Genomic DNA, 18,109 nt, shown 5'->3' with positions numbered 1-18,109 from the left:
GGATATTCTTAATTGGATTCTTTTTTCTGAGAAAGAAAACACGCGGATTGATGCGATTCTCCATTTGCTATTGAAAACAATCCAGGTTTACTCTCTTTGCATTGATGAAACACGGATCCGCATCTTGTGGAATAATGACAACCGCGCGGATATTGATCCGGCGACGGTACGATTCCTTGGATTGGAAGAAGGTCGTGAACCGATTTTGCGAGAGACGGTATGGATCGGAGTAAGTCGATCGTATAAGGGTGATTTGGCGAATCAATAACGGAATCCGTATCTCCGAGCTCCGCGATTCTTCCCGCATACATAACCGCGATTCTGTGAGCGATGGTTCCCACTAACCCAAAATCGTGCGAGATAAAGAGGATAGACATTTGATTCTGCTTTTGTAAGTCCAAAAGTAGTTCCACCAATTGTGCTTGAATTGTTACGTCGATCGCGCTCGTCGGTTCGTCCGCGATGAGAAGAGAAGGATCGCACATCAGTGCCATCGCGATGCTGATCCTCTGTAAAATTCCGCCGCTCATTTGATTGGGATACGAATAAAGTCTTTGTTTGATATCGGTGATTCCAACGGAAGAAAGAAGATGTTCCGCTTTATCGATCGCTTCTTTTCGATTGGGAGAAATATGCATTCGATAGGCTTCTATCATCTGATCTTCGATCTTCATCAAAGGGTTGAGGGCCGCGAAGGGTTCTTGAAAAACATAAGAAATTTCCTTTCCGCGAATTTTTCTCAATTCTTCCGGTGAAAGTTTTAGGAGATCTTTTCCTTGATACAATATTTCTCCGGATTTTACTCTGGAAATATTGGAGGGAATGAGTCTTGTCAGTGCAAGAGCGGTCAGTGATTTTCCGCATCCGGATTCTCCGATCAAAGACAAAATCTCTCCCCGTTTTACATCGAAGGTCAAATTTTGAAGAACCGGTATCCAATGATTTTCGGAAAAAAGATCGAGTGAAAAATTCTTAACTTGTAAGAGAACGGAAGAACTCATTCGTACACCGCCTTCTCTCTTGAATCAAAAGAATCGCGCAAACCTTCTCCGATAAAGGAAGTCAGAAGGATCGTCAGAAAGAGCGCTGCGGACGGAAATGTGATCAACCACCATGCGCTCAATCTTTCTCTTCCCTGTCCGATCATTTCTCCCCAAGATGGATTCGGGGCGGGAATTCCGTAACCTAAAAAGTCCAAGGCGCTCAAGATGGAAATGGATCCGATCAGAGTGAACGGTAAGAACGTGACTAACGGTGTGATCGCATTCGGAAGAATGTGTCTTACCATGATTCGAAAGGAGCTCACACCGAGGGCTTTGGCAGAATCCACATAAGTCAATTGTTTGAGTTTATAAAATTCTCCGCGCATATAATAGGAAATTCCGATCCAACTCAAAGCCCCGTATGTGATGAGAAGAACCGTAAAACCTCTTCCGAAAAAAGCTCCGACGATGAGAATCAAATACAAGAAAGGAATTGCCGAAAGAATTTCGATGATTCTTTGCATTAGGATATCCAACTTACCGCCGAAGTAACCTTGCATTCCGCCGATCAAGGTCCCCATCGCCAATTCTAAAAATACGAGAATGAGCCCGAAACTAAGAGCGTTTCGATACGCATAGAAAACTCTTGTAAAGACGTCCCTTCCGCGATCGTCAGTTCCGAGCCAATGTTTTGCGTTCGGAGCCGAAGGTGGTGTTTCCCCTTCTTCTAAACTCTCTAAGTTATCTTCGTTGTATCCGTAAGGAACCGGAGCAAAAAGAATCCAATTTGGTCCCGCTTGAAAGTCCTCTCTCAGCGCTAGTTTTTTATAATTCGGAGGGGTTAGATTCTCCCCTCCGAATCGAGATTCCGGATAAAAAGCAAAAATGGGATAACTCCATTTGCCCTGATAACTAACGATCAACGGTTGGTTGGTCGCGATCAAAGGCGCAAACAAGGAAATCGCATAAGAAATCAGTAATGTATTCAAAGCATACCAAGCTCTTCGATTTGCTCGGAACTTTAAAAATCTTTTTTTAAGAATCGGGCTTAGGATCATTCGAATTGAATCCTTGGATCGATCAAGACGTAGCAAAAATCCGAAAGAATATTTCCTATAAGAGAAAGAAAACTTTGTACCAATAGAAGTCCCATCATCAGTTCGGTATCTCTTTCCGTCACGGCTTGAAAACTCATAAGCCCCATTCCGTCGATGTTGAACACGAGTTCGATGATGATGGAACCTGCGAGAACAAGGCTGAGATTGTTTCCGAAACCGGTTGCAATCGGGATGAGTGAATTTCGAAACGCGTGTTTAAAAATCGCATCCTTAAAACTGAATCCTTTCGAAAGCGCGGTCCGAACGTATTCCTTCGAGATTTGATCAAGGAGGGAATTTTTCATCAATAAAGTAAGAACCGCGAAGGAACCGGAAACGTAGCAGATCACCGGAAGAAACATGTGTTGGATTCTATCGTTTATTTTTTCCCACGCGGAAAGGGATTCATATTCGTCGGAAACCTCGTGTCCGAGCGGAAAGATAGAAAGAAGTTCTCCCGAGGCGAACGTATAAAGAAGAAGAACCGCAAACGCGAAAGCCGGAATGGAATAGATGATTAGGATAATCCCACTCGTAGTAATATCGAATTTTTCTCCGTTTCGTAAAGCCTTTGAAATTCCGAGAGGAATACAAATTAGATACGAAAGTAAGAATCCGGAAAGACCGAACGTGAGCGATACGGGTAATTTTTCTAAAATCAAATCCGTTACCTGACGGCTGTGCAACCTCGATTCTCCAAGGTTAAAAGTAAGAATTTCCTTCAGCCAATAGAGATAAGCGATCCCCACGGGTTTGTCCAGATGAAGTCTTTTTTTTATGATATCGATTTCCTCTTCGGAAATTGTTTTCGCACTTCCACCTTGTGCGTTCGCATAACCTCGAATTTTTGCAATTTCAGTTTCGAGAGGTCCGCCGGGTGCAAAATGAGAGATTAAAAAAACGATAAACGTCATTCCTAGTAAAGTTGGAATGATGAGAAGAAATCGTTTTAGGAAATATTTTTTCATTTCATTTCCGTCTCCCGGATAAACAGTTTCGAGAAAACAGATCCCAAGACAAAGTCTTTTTCGAAAAAAGAATTTGTCTTTGTTGGTACGGAAAATCTTTGAATTTCAGTTTGAATGTTCATTCTGATTTCCTTTGAGTTCTAGATACCCGGCCCCTTTTACTTTTTTTCCGTTGCGAGTTCCTAAAATTCGAACGGCTCCTTCCCAATAACTAAAACCGGTCGTCGATCTCGAGTCAAATTCTTGGGCTTCAAAAACGGGCTCGATTTTTAGATCAAACATAGCGTCTTTTTCCGAAGAACGGGTCCGTAAATTCCAAAAAAGCGGATACTCTTTTTGTGTTCTGGGACTTCTCCATTTTGAAGAATCGTGAACCAAAAAGACTTCTCCTTCCCGATCCAGATCGAATTTTTTTCCTGAGTTTAACTTTACGGTCGCAAAAGATTCAGATTTTGAATTTGGAGATTCCCTAAAATTGAAAGCCATGATTTTTGTACCGTCTTCGAGTTGAATGCAGATCCAATCCCAGGAATTGGTTCGGTCGGAAAGTTCCGCGTTTTGGGGAGAATCAAACGGACTGCTCCATTCGTGATCCATCCACGAATCCCCGCTTACAATCTGGATTTTTTTTTCTCCGATCCTAAGTTCTCCCTTTGTAAAAAGTCCGGGGATACTATAATAATAAGAATAGAAATTCGGATTCTTTCTGCTTTTGATCGATTTGCCGTTGTCTCCGTGTAAAAGAATATCGGATATTTTTCCGTTCAATTTTAAATCTAAGAATATGGGAGACGTTCCTTTGCCTTTTGCAATTAAACGGAAATCCGTTTTTCCAAGAATCTGCATCGAATAATCGCCGCTAAAAATTTTTCCCGAGTCGTAACCCGCCATTCCGCCTAACTTACGTTCTATAGTTTGCGAGATATCGTGTTTTCGATTTTCAAAATCGGAAATCGCAACATGAACCGGAAAAACTTCCCGATTCTTTCCAAAGGTTCCTTTGAAAAAACTCAGTTCGTATCCGTATTCTTTTCCTTCGCCGGATTTTAAAACTCCGACGAAATAACACCATTCTACTTTGTATTTGGAGTGAAAGGAATGATCTTTCGGAAAAACAAAGGGACGATCATCCGCGAAAAGCGGGGAAAAAAAGAAGAATAAAAGATAGATTCCGATTCGACTTTTGAATGAGAGTCGGATGAAGTTGTATTGATTCCTTTTATCCACCATGCAATTTTCCGATCCTTTCCGATTTTCAAAATTTCTTTCCAATGGACTTTTTCTTCCACAGTTCGTCATTTTAGGAATCTATTTCCGGAAACTCTATTTTAAATTTCTAACCTTCTGTCCCAATCAAAACTTTTTGACCTGGGATCCCGATGCGAGATTGGTGACTTCGATTCGATTTGCGGAAGCGTTTCGCTCCTTCGATCTCTGGACCGTTCTGAGATTAACTTTTGATTCTCCGACTTGGCCCGTGCTCCGAAATTTTCCGGAAGCCTTGATCGTTTCCTTTTTCGGTACCGGCGGAACTCCGGTTTCTTTGTTCACGTTCGCCGAATTGATCGTTTTGTTCTGCGTCGTTCCCTGGATTCTCTTTCGATTTACGGAAAAACGTTCTTGGATCGCGACCGCATTTTTGTTTCCGATCGTTTGGGGTGGTCTGTTGCAGAATCCCGGATGGATGCATTATACGTTTTCCGGGATGCTTGAGGTTCAAGGAGGGTTGTTTTATCTTCCTGCGATTCTCGCGTTTTGGGAATTACAAAAACATTTCTCTTCGGAAAAGGACTCGAATTTTTCTTCCGAGGAGAATTCGAAATACGAAAAGGATCGGGCATCAAATGGAGAGAAAGCGCCTAACGTGGATTCCTATTCTCCTTGGTTTTTATTCTTCAGCGTAAACCTTTTGTTTCATACCAAATATCCGTACGGCTATATTTTCGTTTTTTTCGGAATTTTGTTCATTTCGTTTTTTCGATTTCCGGAAACAAAAAGTCTCACTTTCAAAATATGGAATGTCTATCGAAACGATTTTAAGAAGTTGACCCCGATTTTTTTAGGTTTTTTTTTGATTTTCGTCTCCGCATTTTTTTCCAAAGAAATTTTAACCGGAAAAACGAAAGGAGTTCTACGTTATGCGGGCGTTCTAATCTTTTGGATCAGCCTTAGTCGTTCCCTTTGGAAAGAATTTTATCCTTCTCTTAAAAAGAAAGAGGCAGGTCCTCCTTTTTACGTTAGTATTTCTCCGATCTGGAAATATTTTTGGACGTTTTGTATTCTTCCGATCGGATCCTGGGTTTTATTACATCCGGATCGATTTTTAAGTTCGAGCAGTACGATCGGGCACGCGCAAGGAGCCGGTCTAATGCCGGGACAAAGCGACGGTTCCGTTTTTTCCCTGACTTATTTTCAGGAGATTCTGGAGAATTCGTCTTATGTTCCTTACGGGGGAACGCTTCTTTTGTCGGGTTTGTTTTTGGGATTCTGTTTTGGAATTTTCGATTACAAAAAAAACAAACGAATCAGCGCCTCTTTTTTCCTCATTCTTTCGATTTTGATTTCGATCCTTGGTTTAACCTTAATGACTCCGAATCATCAGCACCGACATGTCTATCACTTATATCCTGCGATGTTTGTTTCGATCGGGATTTTCTGTTATGAAACATTTGTTTCTGAAAAATTTAGATTCTTTTCCGTTGCGATATATTCTTTTTTTATAATATTTGGTGCGGGTTATTCGGTCTATAATCATCACAGTGTCTGGGAAAGAACCAATCTTTGTTTTTCGGGCGTCGATTCGAGCCTGTTTTATATGGCAAAGGACGCGGAAGACGTTTTTAAGAAGAATCTAAATAGGCCTTCCGTTTTTTGGAACCGGCTTCCTCTGGAACATCACAATCGTCCCGATCTGACCCTTTCTTTTTTCCGCGCCGGTTTTTTAAATCGCCAAGAAGTGAGAGAAAGACAAAAAAAAGAAGAATTCAATTCCGAAAAAAATCTTTTATCAAAACCGGACTGGTTTATCGCCGCTCCATCTTGCGAAGAGATCGAAGGAAATCTTTGGTCTTCTGAAGTGGAGCCCAAGTTTTCAAAAGAGGTCGAACAATTTCCGATTCGCGGAGCTTGTATTGTTAAAGTGAAAGGTGTCCCATAACTTTTAATAATAACGTCATAACATTTGAAATCGAGCGCTTCTTCCAAAATCCGAAAAGGAATCGTTTGTCATAATCGATCAGCTCGGAATAAAAATGCGGGAATTCCCACGGATTCTTTCCCTGAGCCGGTTTATGGACTTTTTAACGGCATATCGCGTCGTGTTAAATTCTGAGTGGGAGTTCCTACATTTAGATTTTTGGACGAGTTCTTAGACTTTACCTGAATCAATACGGACGGATTCAAAACGAACTGAAAGGTTTTTTCTTTTGAACGGCATTTTCTTTTATACCATTTTGAAACGGATGGGATTAGTTTTGGAAAGAATTTTAATTTGGAGTCGGATCTTTTTTTTACAAGTTTTGCGACAGGGATCGAAATGGAAATCCTGCGATGCGCTATCGTTTTAGTTTTAATTTCAGCTTTTCGAATTGATTCGGATGGCGCTTCGCAGATTGGAATGAAGAGCCCGGTCCTGCGCCAAATCGTTGTTCCATTTGTTTAAGAATCGATCGCGCAGGAGTCGCCCCGAAATTTATAAAAGTTTTTCCCAAACATAAATTCCCGTAAAAAATTCCATTCCCGCTGCGAGAGCGATGTGCGCGTAAAGTCCTCCTCGAATCGAATGGGTTCGAATGCTCAATGCTCCCATCAACAATCCTCCGAAAAAAGAACTTAAAATTTCCCCGCTCGGTTTTTGAAAGTGAACCAGTCCGTAGACGAGCGCGCTCATTCCTACCGCGTGATATTTTCCAGCTCCTGAAAGATATCGTATGAGAAACTTCCTAAAAAAGAATTCCGTAAAGTAAAAAGTCGCAAGATATACGATTTCAAAAACGAACGTTGTGATCCAAGTCGCTCTGTAGAAAAATTGTTCGGAGCTGAAGGGCGCTCTCGGATAAAATTCCTTAAATCCCGGTATATATGATCCGATTGCGGAAAGCACGATTCCGAGAAGCAAGATAGGATAATAGGAAACGATTTTCTTTTTTTCAAAAGGAATTGGATTGGTCTTGGACCTATAAAAATCATAAACCCAAGGAAACAATAGGAGCGGAAAGAATTGAACCATTTGTTTGAGAACCTTCCACGACCAGAACATATATTCTTTCGGTAGGTGGATAAGAATTTTCTCAAACGGAAGATTCAAGATTTCGAGACAGATCAGACTAATCCAAAATACAAAAAGAAAACTCACGGCTCCTTTTTTTTGTAACTGAACTTTTCTTTTTTTGGGAAGATTCCAAAAGAAAAGAAAAATCAGGATTCCATAGACCAAGACCGCACTGATCGCCTTTGTAGGAAATTCTTTCGAGGTCAGGAGGGGAAATCCGAATTCTTCATTGAGAAAGAGGAGGAAAAAGACTGAACCGTAAAGTCCAAAAAGGAGAATGTAGATCTTTGAATTTTTTCGAAAAAATCCTCTTAAGACCGAAATTATTTCCATTGAAAACCGATTCGAGCGGACCTGATTCAATTTTCCAATCCTTTCTAGTAGGTGATCCTACAAATGGGAGATTCTGTTTTTCGTCGGAAAGAATGGTATTTTGAGACAGGGAGAAATTTCGGAAAATTTCCGGCGAGCCCTCTTTCTCCACCCAATCAGGGCATAACCTTACTCACAAAAATTGTCTGAGAATCTTTAGAAAATCTGTCGGAACTCCGACGCTCTTCCGTGAAAGTCGCGCTCCCCGCCCAAATTTCGGGTGGCGGGGTGGGTGGTGGAAAAAATTCCGGAAACTTTGCTCTATCACAAAATTCTAATTTTACAAGAAAAAATTCTCATGTAGGAACTCCTTATAAGAATCCCTCGGGGGATTCTCATTGTAGTTCCTCTCGACTTTATGGATAAGGTTATGTAATCAAGGTGGGGACCGCGCTGTTCGACAAGGATCTAGGAGTTCTTACAAAATTCGGATCTTCGTTTCCGAAATTTCCAGTAATTCCGATCATTTATCCTAAAGGAGAGCTATATATCAAATATACTTTACAAAAATTCCAATATATAGGACTTTGGTAAAAGAATAGCTCCTTTTTTTCTAAAATTTAAGCTATTTCTAGGTTGTATTTTAAAATCAAGCTGGATGCGACAGCATCCAATTCGAGACTGAGATATCACGAACATGTCACCGCAAGAATTAGAACAAAAACTTGCATCCTTGGATTTGGAAGATTCCTTGGAATGGATCAGTAAGGAATTTGGAGAATCTGCGGCCTTTTCTACAAGTTTAGGCCTTGAGGACCAGGTCATCACTCATGTAATCTTTTCTCGAAACTTGAAAATCCGAGTTTTTACCCTGGATACCGGCCGTCTTTTTAACGAAACCTATGATCTTCATAAACTTACGAACGCGAGCTACGGAAAAAAAATAGAGACCTTTTTCCCGGATACCCCTGCGGTTCAAAATTTGATCAACACAAAAGGCCCTGATAGTTTTTACGATTCCGTCGATAACAGAAAAGAATGCTGTTACATTCGCAAAGTGGAGCCGCTCAACCGCGCTCTAAAAGATACCAAACTTTGGATCACCGGAATTCGTTCCGAACAATCGGATTCCAGAGGATCTCTCACAAAAGTGGAACTGGATTCTTCTCGTAATATTCTTAAATATCACCCTATCCTCGATTGGACCTTGGAAAGAACCCAGGACTTTATCGCGACGTATCGAATCCCCGTGAACGTCTTACACAGCAAAGGATTTCCTTCGATCGGTTGTGCGCCTTGTACTCGTGCGGTTGCACCCGGTGAAGACATTCGTTCCGGAAGATGGTGGTGGGAAGAAGACAATCAAGAATGCGGACTTCACGTAGTGGACGGAAAATTAGTCCGTCAGAAGTCCGGTCCGAAAAGAGCAATATGAATTCAACTATGAATAAATCCAGACTTACACATCTCGAACAACTTGAAGCGGAATCGATCTACATTCTTCGTGAAACCGCTTCCCAATTTGAAAGACCCGCGCTTTTGTTCTCCGGCGGAAAAGATTCCATCACGTTAGTTCACCTTGCTCTCAAGGCGTTTCGTCCCGGGAAATTTCCCTTTCCTCTGGTGCATATTGATACAGGTCATAACTTTCAAGAAGCCCTCGATTTCAGAGACGAACTCGCAAACAAGATCGGTGAGAAGCTGATCGTTCGTTACGTTCAAGATTCTATCGATCAAGGAAAGGCTGTGGAAGAAAAAGGCAAGTTCCCGAGTAGAAACGGTATTCAAACCGTAACCCTTCTCGATACGATCGCTGAATTCAAATTCGACGCTTGTATCGGCGGCGCTCGTAGAGACGAAGAAAAAGCCAGAGCCAAAGAAAGAGTTTTTTCCGTTCGAGACGAGTTCGGTCAGTGGGATCCGAAACTGCAAAGACCAGAACTCTGGAATATCTACAATGGTAAGATCAGTCCGGGTGAAAACGTGCGCGTGTTTCCGATTTCCAATTGGACCGAGTTGGACGTCTGGGAATACATTCGTAAGGAAAATATCGCTCTCCCTTCTTTATATTTTTCTCATACTCGTCAGATCATCTATCGCGAGAATCTTCTCTTCCCTGTTTCTAAGTTTATCACTATCGATGCAAACGATCGCGTGGAAGACAAGGTCGTTCGTTTTCGCACAGTAGGCGACATGACTTGCACTGCAGCAGTCGATTCTCAAGCGGATAACATCGACGATATCATCCTCGAAATTCAGGCAACTCGGACCACGGAACGCGGTTCCAGATTGGACGATAAACGTTCCGAAGCCGCTATGGAAGATAGAAAAAGAGGAGGATACTTCTGATGGATTTATTACGTTTTATTACCGCGGGAAGCGTGGACGACGGGAAGTCCACTTTGATCGGAAGACTTCTCTATGATAGTAAGTCCATCTTTGAGGATCAACTCGAAGCGATCGAAAAAACCGGCAGAGGAAACAACGGCCAGATCAACTTGGCTCTTCTTACGGACGGACTCAAGGCCGAAAGAGAACAGGGAATCACGATCGACGTCGCTTATAAATATTTTTCCACCCCGAAAAGAAAGTTTATCATCGCGGACGCACCGGGCCACGTTCAATACACGAGAAACATGGTGACGGGAGCCTCCAATTCCAATCTTGCGATCATCTTGATCGACGCGAGAAAAGGTGTGATCGAACAGACCTATCGTCATTCTTATATTACTTCGATGCTTCGAATTCCTCATCTCGTGGTTTGTATCAACAAGATGGACCTCGTGGAATTTTCCCAAGCTAGATATGAAGAGATCAAAGCCGAGTATCTCAATTTCGCTGCTCGCTTGGATATTAAGGATATTGAATTTATTCCGATCAGCGCTCTCAACGGAGATAACGTAGTAGATAAATCAGAAAATCTTTCCTGGTATGAAGGTAGAACTCTCCTTTCCCATTTGGAAGAAGTTTATATCGAAAGTGATGAGAATTTCGAAGACGCGCGTTTTCCGGTTCAATACGTTATTCGTCCTCTTTCGGACGAACACCATGACTACCGCGGTTATGCCGGTCAGGTTCGCAGTGGAATTTTTAAGAAGGGTGATGCTATCACCGTTTTACCAAGCGGTTTTACGAGCACGATCGAAGCGATTGATACTTATGCAGGAGAAGTCGAAGAGGCCTTTCCTCCTATGTCCGTCACGATTCGTCTCAAAGACGAGATCGATATTTCTCGCGGAGATATGATCGTAAAATCGGACAATCTTCCGATCGTTTCTCAGGACATCGAAGCCAATATCTGTTGGATGGATTCCAAATCTCTTTTGGCGGGGAATAAATACCTTCTTCGTCAAACAACAAACGCAGTAAAGGCGATCGTGAAAGAAATCGAATTCAAAGTCGCGCCGGATACTCACGAAAAACAAGACGCTGGAAAAGGTCTTACGTTAAACGAAATCGGAAAGATCAAAATCAGAACTGCAAAACCGATGAGTTTCGACGAATATAGAATCAATCGTACCACCGGAAGTTTTATCCTTGTAGACGAGGGAACCAATTCTACCGTCGGCGCCGGTATGATCACCGGAGTTGGAGCCTAGACTTTATGTTGGTCTACGATTCTAAATCCGAGCCGATAAAACCGGGAAAGGTTTTTCTCGTTGGTGGCGGTCCGGGAAATCCGGAAGACTTAACTCTGCGCGCGTATCGGATTCTTATAAAATCGGAAGTCATTTTGTATGACGCACTTTTGGATCCTTCTTTTCTGGAAATTTTTCCTAAGGACGCGATCGTTCACTACGTCGGCAAACGTTCCGGCGCTCACTCCGCCACACAAGAAGAAATCAACCAGCTTCTTCTTTCCTACGCTCTTTCCGGGAAAGACGTGGTTCGTCTCAAAGGAGGAGATCCTTTCGTTTTCGGGCGAGGCGGAGAAGAATTAATCACATTAATCAATCATAATATAGAATATGAAATCATTCCCGGCGTGAGTTCTCTCAACGCGGGGTCGTCTTTCGCAGGCTTTCCCTTAACGCATAGAGGACTTTCTCGTCAGGTTTTGATTATGGACGGACATACCGTTCTCAATGAAGAAACGGATTGGGAATGGTTTGCGAAGTTCCAAGGAACGATCGCTCTTTTTATGGGAACAACTTCGCTTCCTAAAATAGCAAGGCTGCTCCTGGATCATGGAAGCTCGGAAGAACTTCCGGTGGCTCTTGTCGAAAATGCATCGCTCGCAAATTGCAAAATTCAAACCTGTTCTCTCAGAGAAGCCTCAAATTCTTATCTTGAAAAAAGAACCAAAGGACCCGGTATCGTCTATATAGGAAAGGTGGTTCAGTTTTTACAGAAAGACAAATCGACCGCATTCTTTTCGCAGACTTCGGAGGAAAAGAATGAGTCGTAAGTATCCAGCGTTTCTTAATTTAGAAAATAAGAATATTCTTTTGATCGGTGGTGGAAAAGTCGCCCTTGAAAAACTTCCTCATCTGATTGATTGCGGGGCGAAAATTACTGTGATCACTCTGGAAGCATGTAGGGAAGTGCTCGCCATCTTGGATAAACATCCCGAGATCAAAGTGGAATACCGATCCGTGGATTTTTCGGATCTCCAAGGCAGAGCTCTTGTTTTTTCAGCGACGAACGATTCCGAATTGAACCGTAGACTTTGTGAATATGCGCATTCATGGAAGATTTGGATCAACTGTGCGGACGATCCTTCCAGCTGCGATTTTTATTCGGCGGCCGTGTTGGATCGCGGACCGTTGAGAATCGCGATTTCAACGGAAGGAAATTTCGCGGGTTTATCCGGAGTGGTCAAATCAGCATTGGAAGAGCTCATCCCAAAGGATCATGAAGAAGATTTTCAAGAATTGATCGATTTTAGAAAAGAACTCAAATCGATTTTACCCGATCCGGAACGTAGAAAAAGAATTCTAAAGAATCTTTTACAAACTCTCAAAGAAGAATATTTCAGCGCGTCAGCAGACCAAAAATAACAGAACGAAATCATAAACCCGAAAAAGGAAAAATCTAAACCATGTCAGAAACAAAAGAACTATCGCCGGTTGAAGAAATTAAACTGAACTCAAATAATCTCAGAGGAAAAATCGCCGAGGGAATCGACCAAAAAATCGATTCTTACGAAGAGGATGAAAAACAGCTCCTGAAATTTCACGGCCTTTATCAGCAAAAGGATAGAGATCGAAAGAAGGACGAGAATGGAAACGACGTAGAAGCGCCGACTACATTCATGATTCGCGGTAGAATTCCAGGCGGAAGACTTACCGCGGAACAGTATTTGGTTTGGGACGCGCTCGGAGACAAATTCGGCGGCGGTGCAATTCGTTTAACAACGAGACAATCGGTTCAGCTTCATACTCTGAGAATTTTTCATCTCCGTGACGTGATGCAGGAAATCAATAAGATCAATCTTTCCAGTATGGGCGCTTGCGGGGACGTGGTTAGAAACGTAACTCAGGCAGTAAATCCACACGGTAAAAAAAGTCTTCAACTTTTAGACGGAGTCGCTCAACTCTTATCCGACCATTTTAAATTTAAGACCAACGCTTACGCAGAAGTCTGGTTAGGCGATAAACAAATCAATAAAGACGAAGAAGATCCGATCTACGGCAAAACCTTTCTTCCTAGAAAATTTAAAATCGCCGTTACACTTGCCGGAAACAACACGGTCGATATCTATGCGAACGATATGGGATTTGCGGCTACTTTAAATTCGGACGGAAGCAAGATCGACGGCTATTTCGTTTTTGCTGGCGGCGGTTTCGGAATGACTCATAACAAACCTGAAACCTTTGCTCGCGCTGCCAGTCTTTTGGGATGGATTCCAGAAAGTGCGTTAGTCGCTGTTGCAGAGGCGATCGTCACCGCGCATAGGGATTTTGGAGATCGAACCAACCGTAAACATGCGCGTTTAAAATACGTTCTTGCCGATAAAGGCGTAGAATGGTTTAGAGGAGAAGTCGAATCCCGTTCGAAGACGAAGTTTGATCTGAACAAAGCTCTTCCAGCTTGGGAAACTCCTTCCTATTTAGGTTGGACGGAAAGAGAGGACGGAACTCTTTCCCTCGGATTTCATACTCTTGCGGGTCGAATCAAAGACTTCCCTGGGAAACCTCTGAAATCGGCTCTGAAGGAAATTATCGGAAATTATAAACTCGGCGTTCAGATTACCGCGGATCAAGATTTGATTTTGATCGGAGTTCAAAAAGCGGATCGAACAAAGATCGAAAAAAGATTAGAAGAATTGAATGTGAGTCCGAAAAGCCCGCATCCTCTTTTTGATCGCGCTCTTGCTTGTCCCGCGCTTCCAACTTGCAGTTTGGCTCTTACTGAATCCGAAAGAACGTTTCCGGAGTTATTAAACGGAATTCAGAAAGTATTGGAAAAGCACGGGCTTAGCGACCGTGCTCCGGTTGTAAGAATGACTGGATGTCCGAACGGATGCGCAAGACCTTATTCTGCGGAAGTTGGAATCGTAGGTCAACAAGCAGGTGGAAAATACTCCTTATTTTTCGGAGCGGATTCCGAAGGAACTAAAGTTGGAGAATACGTCGCGAAAAAGGTCGCGTTTTCGGACATTCCTGCACAACTCGAAAAAGCATTTATTCTCTGGAAAGAGGAAGGAACTCCGGGTGAAAAATTCGGAGATTTCGTAAACCGCTTTCCTCTCGAAAGATTTAGAGAAGCCTTAGGATCGATGTAAGAATATTAGAAAAATCGAATTTCTTCGACGACGGGTTTCATCTTTGCGATTTTTCCCTGAGTCGAAGAAACTAAATAGATATTTCCGGCGTGACTTAAAACGGCAGTGATTCCGTAAATCGAGGTTCCCGCAAAATCCTGATAGTTTGCGGTGATGTCTCCGAATTCATTCATAGCGATCACAAGTCCTCTCGGCGAGTTTTTCGCGTAAAGAATCTTTGGTAGTCCTCCCAAAAGATTTTTGATCTCCGGATATTCTTGGGTTTTATCCAAGATTTCGTTTCTATAATACGGAACTCCGATCCAAAACGATCCACCATTGCTCGAAACCAACCCGGGAATTCCCGGCATATTCGTAAGAAAGAATTTTTCGATTCCACGTTTCGATCCAAAAAGTGGAACTGAAGAAATTCGGTGACGAAACGGTTCGACGACCAAGAGAAAACTTTCATTGGAAGACAAGCTGATCCCGGTCGGGTAATACAATTCTTCATTCAAGATTTCTAATGAGTTAGAATTCTTATCCGCAGTAATGATCATTCCGCTTGGAAGGGCCGACAATTCCTCTAAAAAAGAATCGTCGTAGGAATGAATTTTACTGGAAACGGTGAAGTAGATTCTTCCATCTCTAGCTACGTCGATCGAGTGCGGAAAACGTAAGGGAGATCCATCCGGAAGTTTTGAAATCAGAATTTTTTGGGACCCGTCTTTATCGATGGAAACGATTCCGATTTCTTCTACACAAACTAAAAGATTTCCCTGACTATCAAAACTCATTCCTAAGGGTCTTCCTTCGACGGTTGCAAAAACTTCCACCTTTTCGTTTGTGCGAATTCGGATTATTTTTTTGTCCTGAGTTCCCGTATAAATGGAACCGGAGGCATCGACAGCGATTCCATAAGGTTTTTCTAAAACTTTCTTATGAATCCATTCCGCTTCCAGAAGATGATTGTTTTTTTCGGTAGCAAAGGGTGAATCGGGAAGATAACTTTCCGTTGCGACTTTTCCGGAGCGAAAAAAAAGAATACCTAAGAAAGAGAAGGATGTCAAAATTAAGACGATCAGAAAGAGGCTGATTTTTTTAAGCATGATCTCTAAAAATTGGTCTTTGCCTTTGGTTGAATCTTCTTACTTCAAAGTGTAAATGATTTCCGGTGGCTCTTCCAGTTTGACCAACTTCTCCGATCTTTTGTCCTTTGCGGACTTTTTCACCGGGACGAACCGCAATCGAACTCAAATGACCGTATAACGTTTCATAACCGAGCCGATGGTTTAGAACTATCAAATTACCGTAACCGCCTTTTTTATCCGAGAAGGAAACTTCTCCATCCGCGGAAGCAAACACGGGAGTACCTTCGTCGGCGGCGATGTCCATTCCACCATGAAACGTTTCCTTTCTCGTAAAAGGATCCTTTCTTTTTCCGAACTTCGAAGAAACAATTCCTTCGTCTCCGAGCGGACGAAAAAAAGCCATTCCGTAAAAGAAAGATCTTTCTTCTTTGGGAAGTCCTTTTCCCGGGATAAACCACATTCCTTTGGTTTCGTCGTAGTTTACGAATTTTTTCGCGAGGTTGTATTTTTTCGAAAGTTTTCTCTGAACGGAAGGTGAATTCTCCCTTTCCTCCAAATCGTAGATTCCGCGCATATTCGGAATCGACAATTCCATTCCCGGATAAATATCATAAGGGGAAGAAAGGCTATTAACGGAAGAAAGTGTGTCTATATCCATTCCGGTTCGCGCCATGATCTTGAAGAAATTATCTTCTTTCTTAACCACATATCGATAGAATTCAAGAGACGTCAGTTCAGATCTTTCTAAATTGGAGACCGAGATTCTAAGATTGTTCTTCACGTCTTCCCGAAGGCGTTTGATGGATTGATTGTTGTAATCAAGATTTCGGAGGAGTTCCGATTTTTGACGGGAGTGGATTGGATTCTCGAAAAAAATAACCGCGAGGATCACCGTAATCATTCCGATTGGATACCTAAGAGATCGTATCATGGTCTTATACTTGTAGAATCGGCTGATTCTAAAAAAACAATGACGCAAAAAAAGAGACAGAAATGCTTGTAACCGAGACTCCCGATCCAATGGAATCCTTAGAAAATACCGGCACCCCGAAAAATAAACCGTTTGAGCCGATATTCATCGCATTTCAACAGCTTCTCGTTTTAATTCTTGGGACCTACGTTCTTCTTCCGCTTATCGCCACCTCGATCGTGCTTACGGTCTTGATTTCAAAAGAACTACCGAGCGACTTTCCTTATTTGGATGCGGAGACGCGGGCCGAGATCTACAAGGAAACCACGGAGAAATTTCAAAAGGAAATTCAAACCGACACAAAACAAATCTATCAACGTTATATCGAAGTGATGGTGAAGGAAAAACCTTGGCTTCTGATTGTGGACCGGTTGATTTGGGCGCTCTGTTTTATTCTTCCCGCTTATTTTATACTCGTTCGTTTTTTCAAAGCCGAATATTCCAATCTCAGTGATCCGTTCACTTTAAAGACGATGCTTACGGGTGCGGGACTTGGAGCCTTGGTATTTCTGTTTGTCATCGTGTTTGGTTTTTTTCTCACCAAAATTTTCGGAAAACAAACGCCGAACGAATTTCAAGAAGTCCTCTTTCGGGAGATGAAAGGAAATCGTTCTTTGTTACTCTGGTCCTTATACAGTGTGGGATTGATCACGGGAATCGTGGAGGAAATTTTCTTTAGAGGATTTTGCCTCAAACAATTCCAAGCCAAAGGACTGGAAATACCGGGCTTGTTGTTTACTTCCGTCGTATTCGGTCTTGTTCATTATAGCGATCAATCTTCTGCAAGCGTTCCTATACTATTGAGTTTTGTCGGAATGTTCTTCGGTCTTTTTTCTTTAAGAACGGGAAATATCTGGTATTCCATTTCCGCACACGTTAGTTACAATTCTATCATGTTATTGATCGCCTTTATCAAAGGGGGGGATATTCAGTGAATCGTTTTTATCTGGTTTCTATTCTATTCTTTTTTACCGCGATTCCTACATTTGCTTCCGAAGTCATCGAGATCGAAGGAAAGATCGAAGATACTAATATGAAGGTTTTTGCTGCTTTGAATAAGTTTGCGGAAGGTTCGGTCAAACTCAGTAAAAAAACTAAAGGATTCAAATATCATTATACGAATCCTTGGTATTCAAAATATTCGTTTAACGTATATTTGGGAGAATTTGCAAAGCGTGATAACGTAAGTATTATGAGAATCGAAGCTCCCAAAGCAGGAATGGAAAAAGCGTTTCGGAATTATTTTCAGGAAGAATTACAGAGAAAGGATGCGAACGGAATCGGCTCTGTAACCGGGACCTCCCCCGCAGGAGAGAATCGAATCGAGAAGCTGGAAAAAAAGTCCCATATCATTTCACAAGGTTTGAACTTAGTTTCACCAGCGTTTTCAGTGATGTACAATGCTCGCAAGTCTCCGGTTTATACTTCGGGAGACTCTTTTTCCAGATCTTCTTTTTATTTACTCACCGATCTACTAATCGGTGGTCTTGCGTATTATTTCGTAATGAGCAATAACGATAAGAAAAGTGCGATTGACAATCTTCTCAACAAACCCGGTCCTAGTGGAAACATCTTCGATGCGAAATTCAGTGGAATTTTTATCGCCGCCGTTGCTATTCCGAGATTGTATCGTGCGACGGGGGCCTTGGAAGATACCACAACTCATAATCGTTTGTTCGAATTGTCTTATTCTTTTAAATACTAAAGTTAGA

At 42.2% G+C, this 18,109-nt stretch carries 16 protein-coding genes; 9 read left to right on the top strand and 7 right to left on the bottom strand.

Features of this window, described 5'->3' with window-relative positions; translation table 11 throughout:
- Nucleotides 1–8: 8 nt before the first annotated feature.
- From JWG45_RS05825 to JWG45_RS05810, 4 genes are all read right to left on the bottom strand, one after another.
- Nucleotides 9–1,001 carry an ABC transporter ATP-binding protein gene (locus tag JWG45_RS05825; protein WP_205278821.1) on the bottom strand — a complete coding sequence of 331 codons (993 nt, stop codon included), beginning with the start codon at nt 999–1,001 and terminating at the stop codon, nt 9–11.
- On the bottom strand, nt 998–2,041 hold the full coding sequence (locus JWG45_RS05820; RefSeq protein ID WP_205278820.1) for an ABC transporter permease: 1,044 nt from the start codon (nt 2,039–2,041) through the stop codon (nt 998–1,000). The genes JWG45_RS05825 and JWG45_RS05820 overlap by 4 nt, the downstream gene beginning before the upstream one ends.
- Entirely contained in the window at nt 2,038–3,048 is a 1,011-nt protein-coding gene (locus tag JWG45_RS05815; RefSeq protein ID WP_205278819.1) for an ABC transporter permease subunit, read from the bottom strand. Before JWG45_RS05815 ends, JWG45_RS05820 begins: the two co-directional genes overlap by 4 nt.
- 105 nt (nt 3,049–3,153) lie before the next feature.
- Nucleotides 3,154–4,278, bottom strand: a complete 1,125-nt coding sequence (locus JWG45_RS05810; protein ID WP_205278818.1) for a carotenoid 1,2-hydratase — start codon at nt 4,276–4,278, stop codon at nt 3,154–3,156.
- Here JWG45_RS05810 and JWG45_RS05805 point away from each other — a divergent pair.
- Entirely contained in the window at nt 4,277–6,205 is a 1,929-nt protein-coding gene (locus JWG45_RS05805) for a hypothetical protein (RefSeq protein ID WP_205278817.1), read from the top strand. The two genes, JWG45_RS05810 and JWG45_RS05805, sit on opposite strands and share 2 nt — an antisense overlap.
- Before the next feature lie 534 nt (nt 6,206–6,739).
- On the opposite strand, the gene JWG45_RS05800 is transcribed toward JWG45_RS05805, so the two are convergent.
- A complete protein-coding gene (locus JWG45_RS05800) occupies nt 6,740–7,651 on the bottom strand; it encodes a CPBP family intramembrane glutamic endopeptidase (protein WP_205278816.1) in 912 nt (303 codons plus the stop codon).
- A 676-nt stretch (nt 7,652–8,327) separates the two neighbouring features.
- Between JWG45_RS05800 and JWG45_RS05795 the strand changes: the two genes are divergently transcribed.
- From JWG45_RS05795 to JWG45_RS05770, 6 genes are read left to right on the top strand one after another with little or no spacing between them, the layout of a single operon-like run.
- Nucleotides 8,328–9,065 (top strand): phosphoadenylyl-sulfate reductase, encoded by a 738-nt coding sequence (locus tag JWG45_RS05795; RefSeq protein WP_205278815.1) that lies wholly within the window; start codon nt 8,328–8,330, stop codon nt 9,063–9,065.
- An 8-nt stretch (nt 9,066–9,073) separates the two neighbouring features.
- On the top strand, nt 9,074–9,979 hold the full coding sequence (gene cysD / locus JWG45_RS05790; RefSeq protein WP_232380553.1) for a sulfate adenylyltransferase subunit CysD: 906 nt from the start codon (nt 9,074–9,076) through the stop codon (nt 9,977–9,979).
- Complete coding sequence (locus JWG45_RS05785) at nt 9,979–11,229, top strand: sulfate adenylyltransferase subunit 1 (RefSeq protein ID WP_205278814.1); 1,251 nt, start codon at nt 9,979–9,981, stop codon at nt 11,227–11,229. Before cysD ends, JWG45_RS05785 begins: the two co-directional genes overlap by 1 nt.
- 5 nt (nt 11,230–11,234) lie before the next feature.
- The gene (cobA, locus tag JWG45_RS05780) at nt 11,235–12,038 is read left to right on the top strand and encodes a uroporphyrinogen-III C-methyltransferase (protein WP_205278813.1); all 804 of its coding nucleotides are present in this window, start codon (nt 11,235–11,237) and stop codon (nt 12,036–12,038) included.
- Nucleotides 12,028–12,630, top strand: coding sequence for a precorrin-2 dehydrogenase/sirohydrochlorin ferrochelatase family protein (locus JWG45_RS05775; RefSeq protein ID WP_205278812.1), 603 nt, complete (start codon nt 12,028–12,030; stop codon nt 12,628–12,630). Before cobA ends, JWG45_RS05775 begins: the two co-directional genes overlap by 11 nt.
- 41 nt (nt 12,631–12,671) lie before the next feature.
- Nucleotides 12,672–14,357 (top strand): NADPH-dependent assimilatory sulfite reductase hemoprotein subunit, encoded by a 1,686-nt coding sequence (locus JWG45_RS05770; protein WP_205278811.1) that lies wholly within the window; start codon nt 12,672–12,674, stop codon nt 14,355–14,357.
- A 5-nt stretch (nt 14,358–14,362) separates the two neighbouring features.
- Here the strand turns inward: JWG45_RS05770 and JWG45_RS05765 are convergent, their stop codons facing one another.
- Both JWG45_RS05765 and JWG45_RS05760 read right to left on the bottom strand, forming a co-directional pair.
- Nucleotides 14,363–15,445, bottom strand: a complete 1,083-nt coding sequence (locus JWG45_RS05765; protein ID WP_205278810.1) for an SMP-30/gluconolactonase/LRE family protein — start codon at nt 15,443–15,445, stop codon at nt 14,363–14,365.
- Nucleotides 15,438–16,358, bottom strand: a complete 921-nt coding sequence (locus JWG45_RS05760; RefSeq protein WP_205278809.1) for a LysM peptidoglycan-binding domain-containing M23 family metallopeptidase — start codon at nt 16,356–16,358, stop codon at nt 15,438–15,440. Before JWG45_RS05760 ends, JWG45_RS05765 begins: the two co-directional genes overlap by 8 nt.
- Nucleotides 16,359–16,420: 62 nt before the next feature.
- On the opposite strand from JWG45_RS05760, the gene JWG45_RS05755 reads away from it, so the two are divergent.
- Together JWG45_RS05755 and JWG45_RS05750 are read left to right on the top strand one after the other, a co-directional pair.
- On the top strand, nt 16,421–17,332 hold the full coding sequence (locus JWG45_RS05755; protein ID WP_205278808.1) for a CPBP family intramembrane glutamic endopeptidase: 912 nt from the start codon (nt 16,421–16,423) through the stop codon (nt 17,330–17,332).
- Nucleotides 17,329–18,102, top strand: a complete 774-nt coding sequence (locus tag JWG45_RS05750) for a hypothetical protein (protein WP_332476295.1) — start codon at nt 17,329–17,331, stop codon at nt 18,100–18,102. The genes JWG45_RS05755 and JWG45_RS05750 overlap by 4 nt, the downstream gene beginning before the upstream one ends.
- Nucleotides 18,103–18,109 lie beyond the last annotated feature (7 nt).

The sequence above is a fragment of the Leptospira ainlahdjerensis genome (assembly GCF_016919175.1).
Lineage (GTDB): Bacteria > Spirochaetota > Leptospiria > Leptospirales > Leptospiraceae > Leptospira > Leptospira ainlahdjerensis.
Note: the sequence above shows the minus strand (reverse complement) of the source record. Positions and strands in the feature narration are given on the sequence as shown.

Coding starts and splice junctions, on each gene's coding strand:
- cobA (WP_205278813.1), top strand. CDS start 11,235: ATGTTGGTCTACGATTCTAAATCCGAGCCGATAAAACCGGGAAAGGTT.
- JWG45_RS05825 (WP_205278821.1), bottom strand. CDS start 1,001: ATGAGTTCTTCCGTTCTCTTACAAGTTAAGAATTTTTCACTCGATCTT.
- JWG45_RS05810 (WP_205278818.1), bottom strand. CDS start 4,278: ATGGTGGATAAAAGGAATCAATACAACTTCATCCGACTCTCATTCAAA.
- JWG45_RS05805 (WP_205278817.1), top strand. CDS start 4,277: ATGCAATTTTCCGATCCTTTCCGATTTTCAAAATTTCTTTCCAATGGA.
- JWG45_RS05820 (WP_205278820.1), bottom strand. CDS start 2,041: ATGATCCTAAGCCCGATTCTTAAAAAAAGATTTTTAAAGTTCCGAGCA.
- JWG45_RS05785 (WP_205278814.1), top strand. CDS start 9,979: ATGGATTTATTACGTTTTATTACCGCGGGAAGCGTGGACGACGGGAAG.
- JWG45_RS05765 (WP_205278810.1), bottom strand. CDS start 15,445: ATGCTTAAAAAAATCAGCCTCTTTCTGATCGTCTTAATTTTGACATCC.
- JWG45_RS05775 (WP_205278812.1), top strand. CDS start 12,028: ATGAGTCGTAAGTATCCAGCGTTTCTTAATTTAGAAAATAAGAATATT.
- JWG45_RS05760 (WP_205278809.1), bottom strand. CDS start 16,358: ATGATACGATCTCTTAGGTATCCAATCGGAATGATTACGGTGATCCTC.
- JWG45_RS05770 (WP_205278811.1), top strand. CDS start 12,672: ATGTCAGAAACAAAAGAACTATCGCCGGTTGAAGAAATTAAACTGAAC.
- JWG45_RS05795 (WP_205278815.1), top strand. CDS start 8,328: ATGTCACCGCAAGAATTAGAACAAAAACTTGCATCCTTGGATTTGGAA.
- JWG45_RS05815 (WP_205278819.1), bottom strand. CDS start 3,048: ATGAAAAAATATTTCCTAAAACGATTTCTTCTCATCATTCCAACTTTA.
- cysD (WP_232380553.1), top strand. CDS start 9,074: ATGAATAAATCCAGACTTACACATCTCGAACAACTTGAAGCGGAATCG.
- JWG45_RS05755 (WP_205278808.1), top strand. CDS start 16,421: ATGCTTGTAACCGAGACTCCCGATCCAATGGAATCCTTAGAAAATACC.
- JWG45_RS05800 (WP_205278816.1), bottom strand. CDS start 7,651: ATGGAAATAATTTCGGTCTTAAGAGGATTTTTTCGAAAAAATTCAAAG.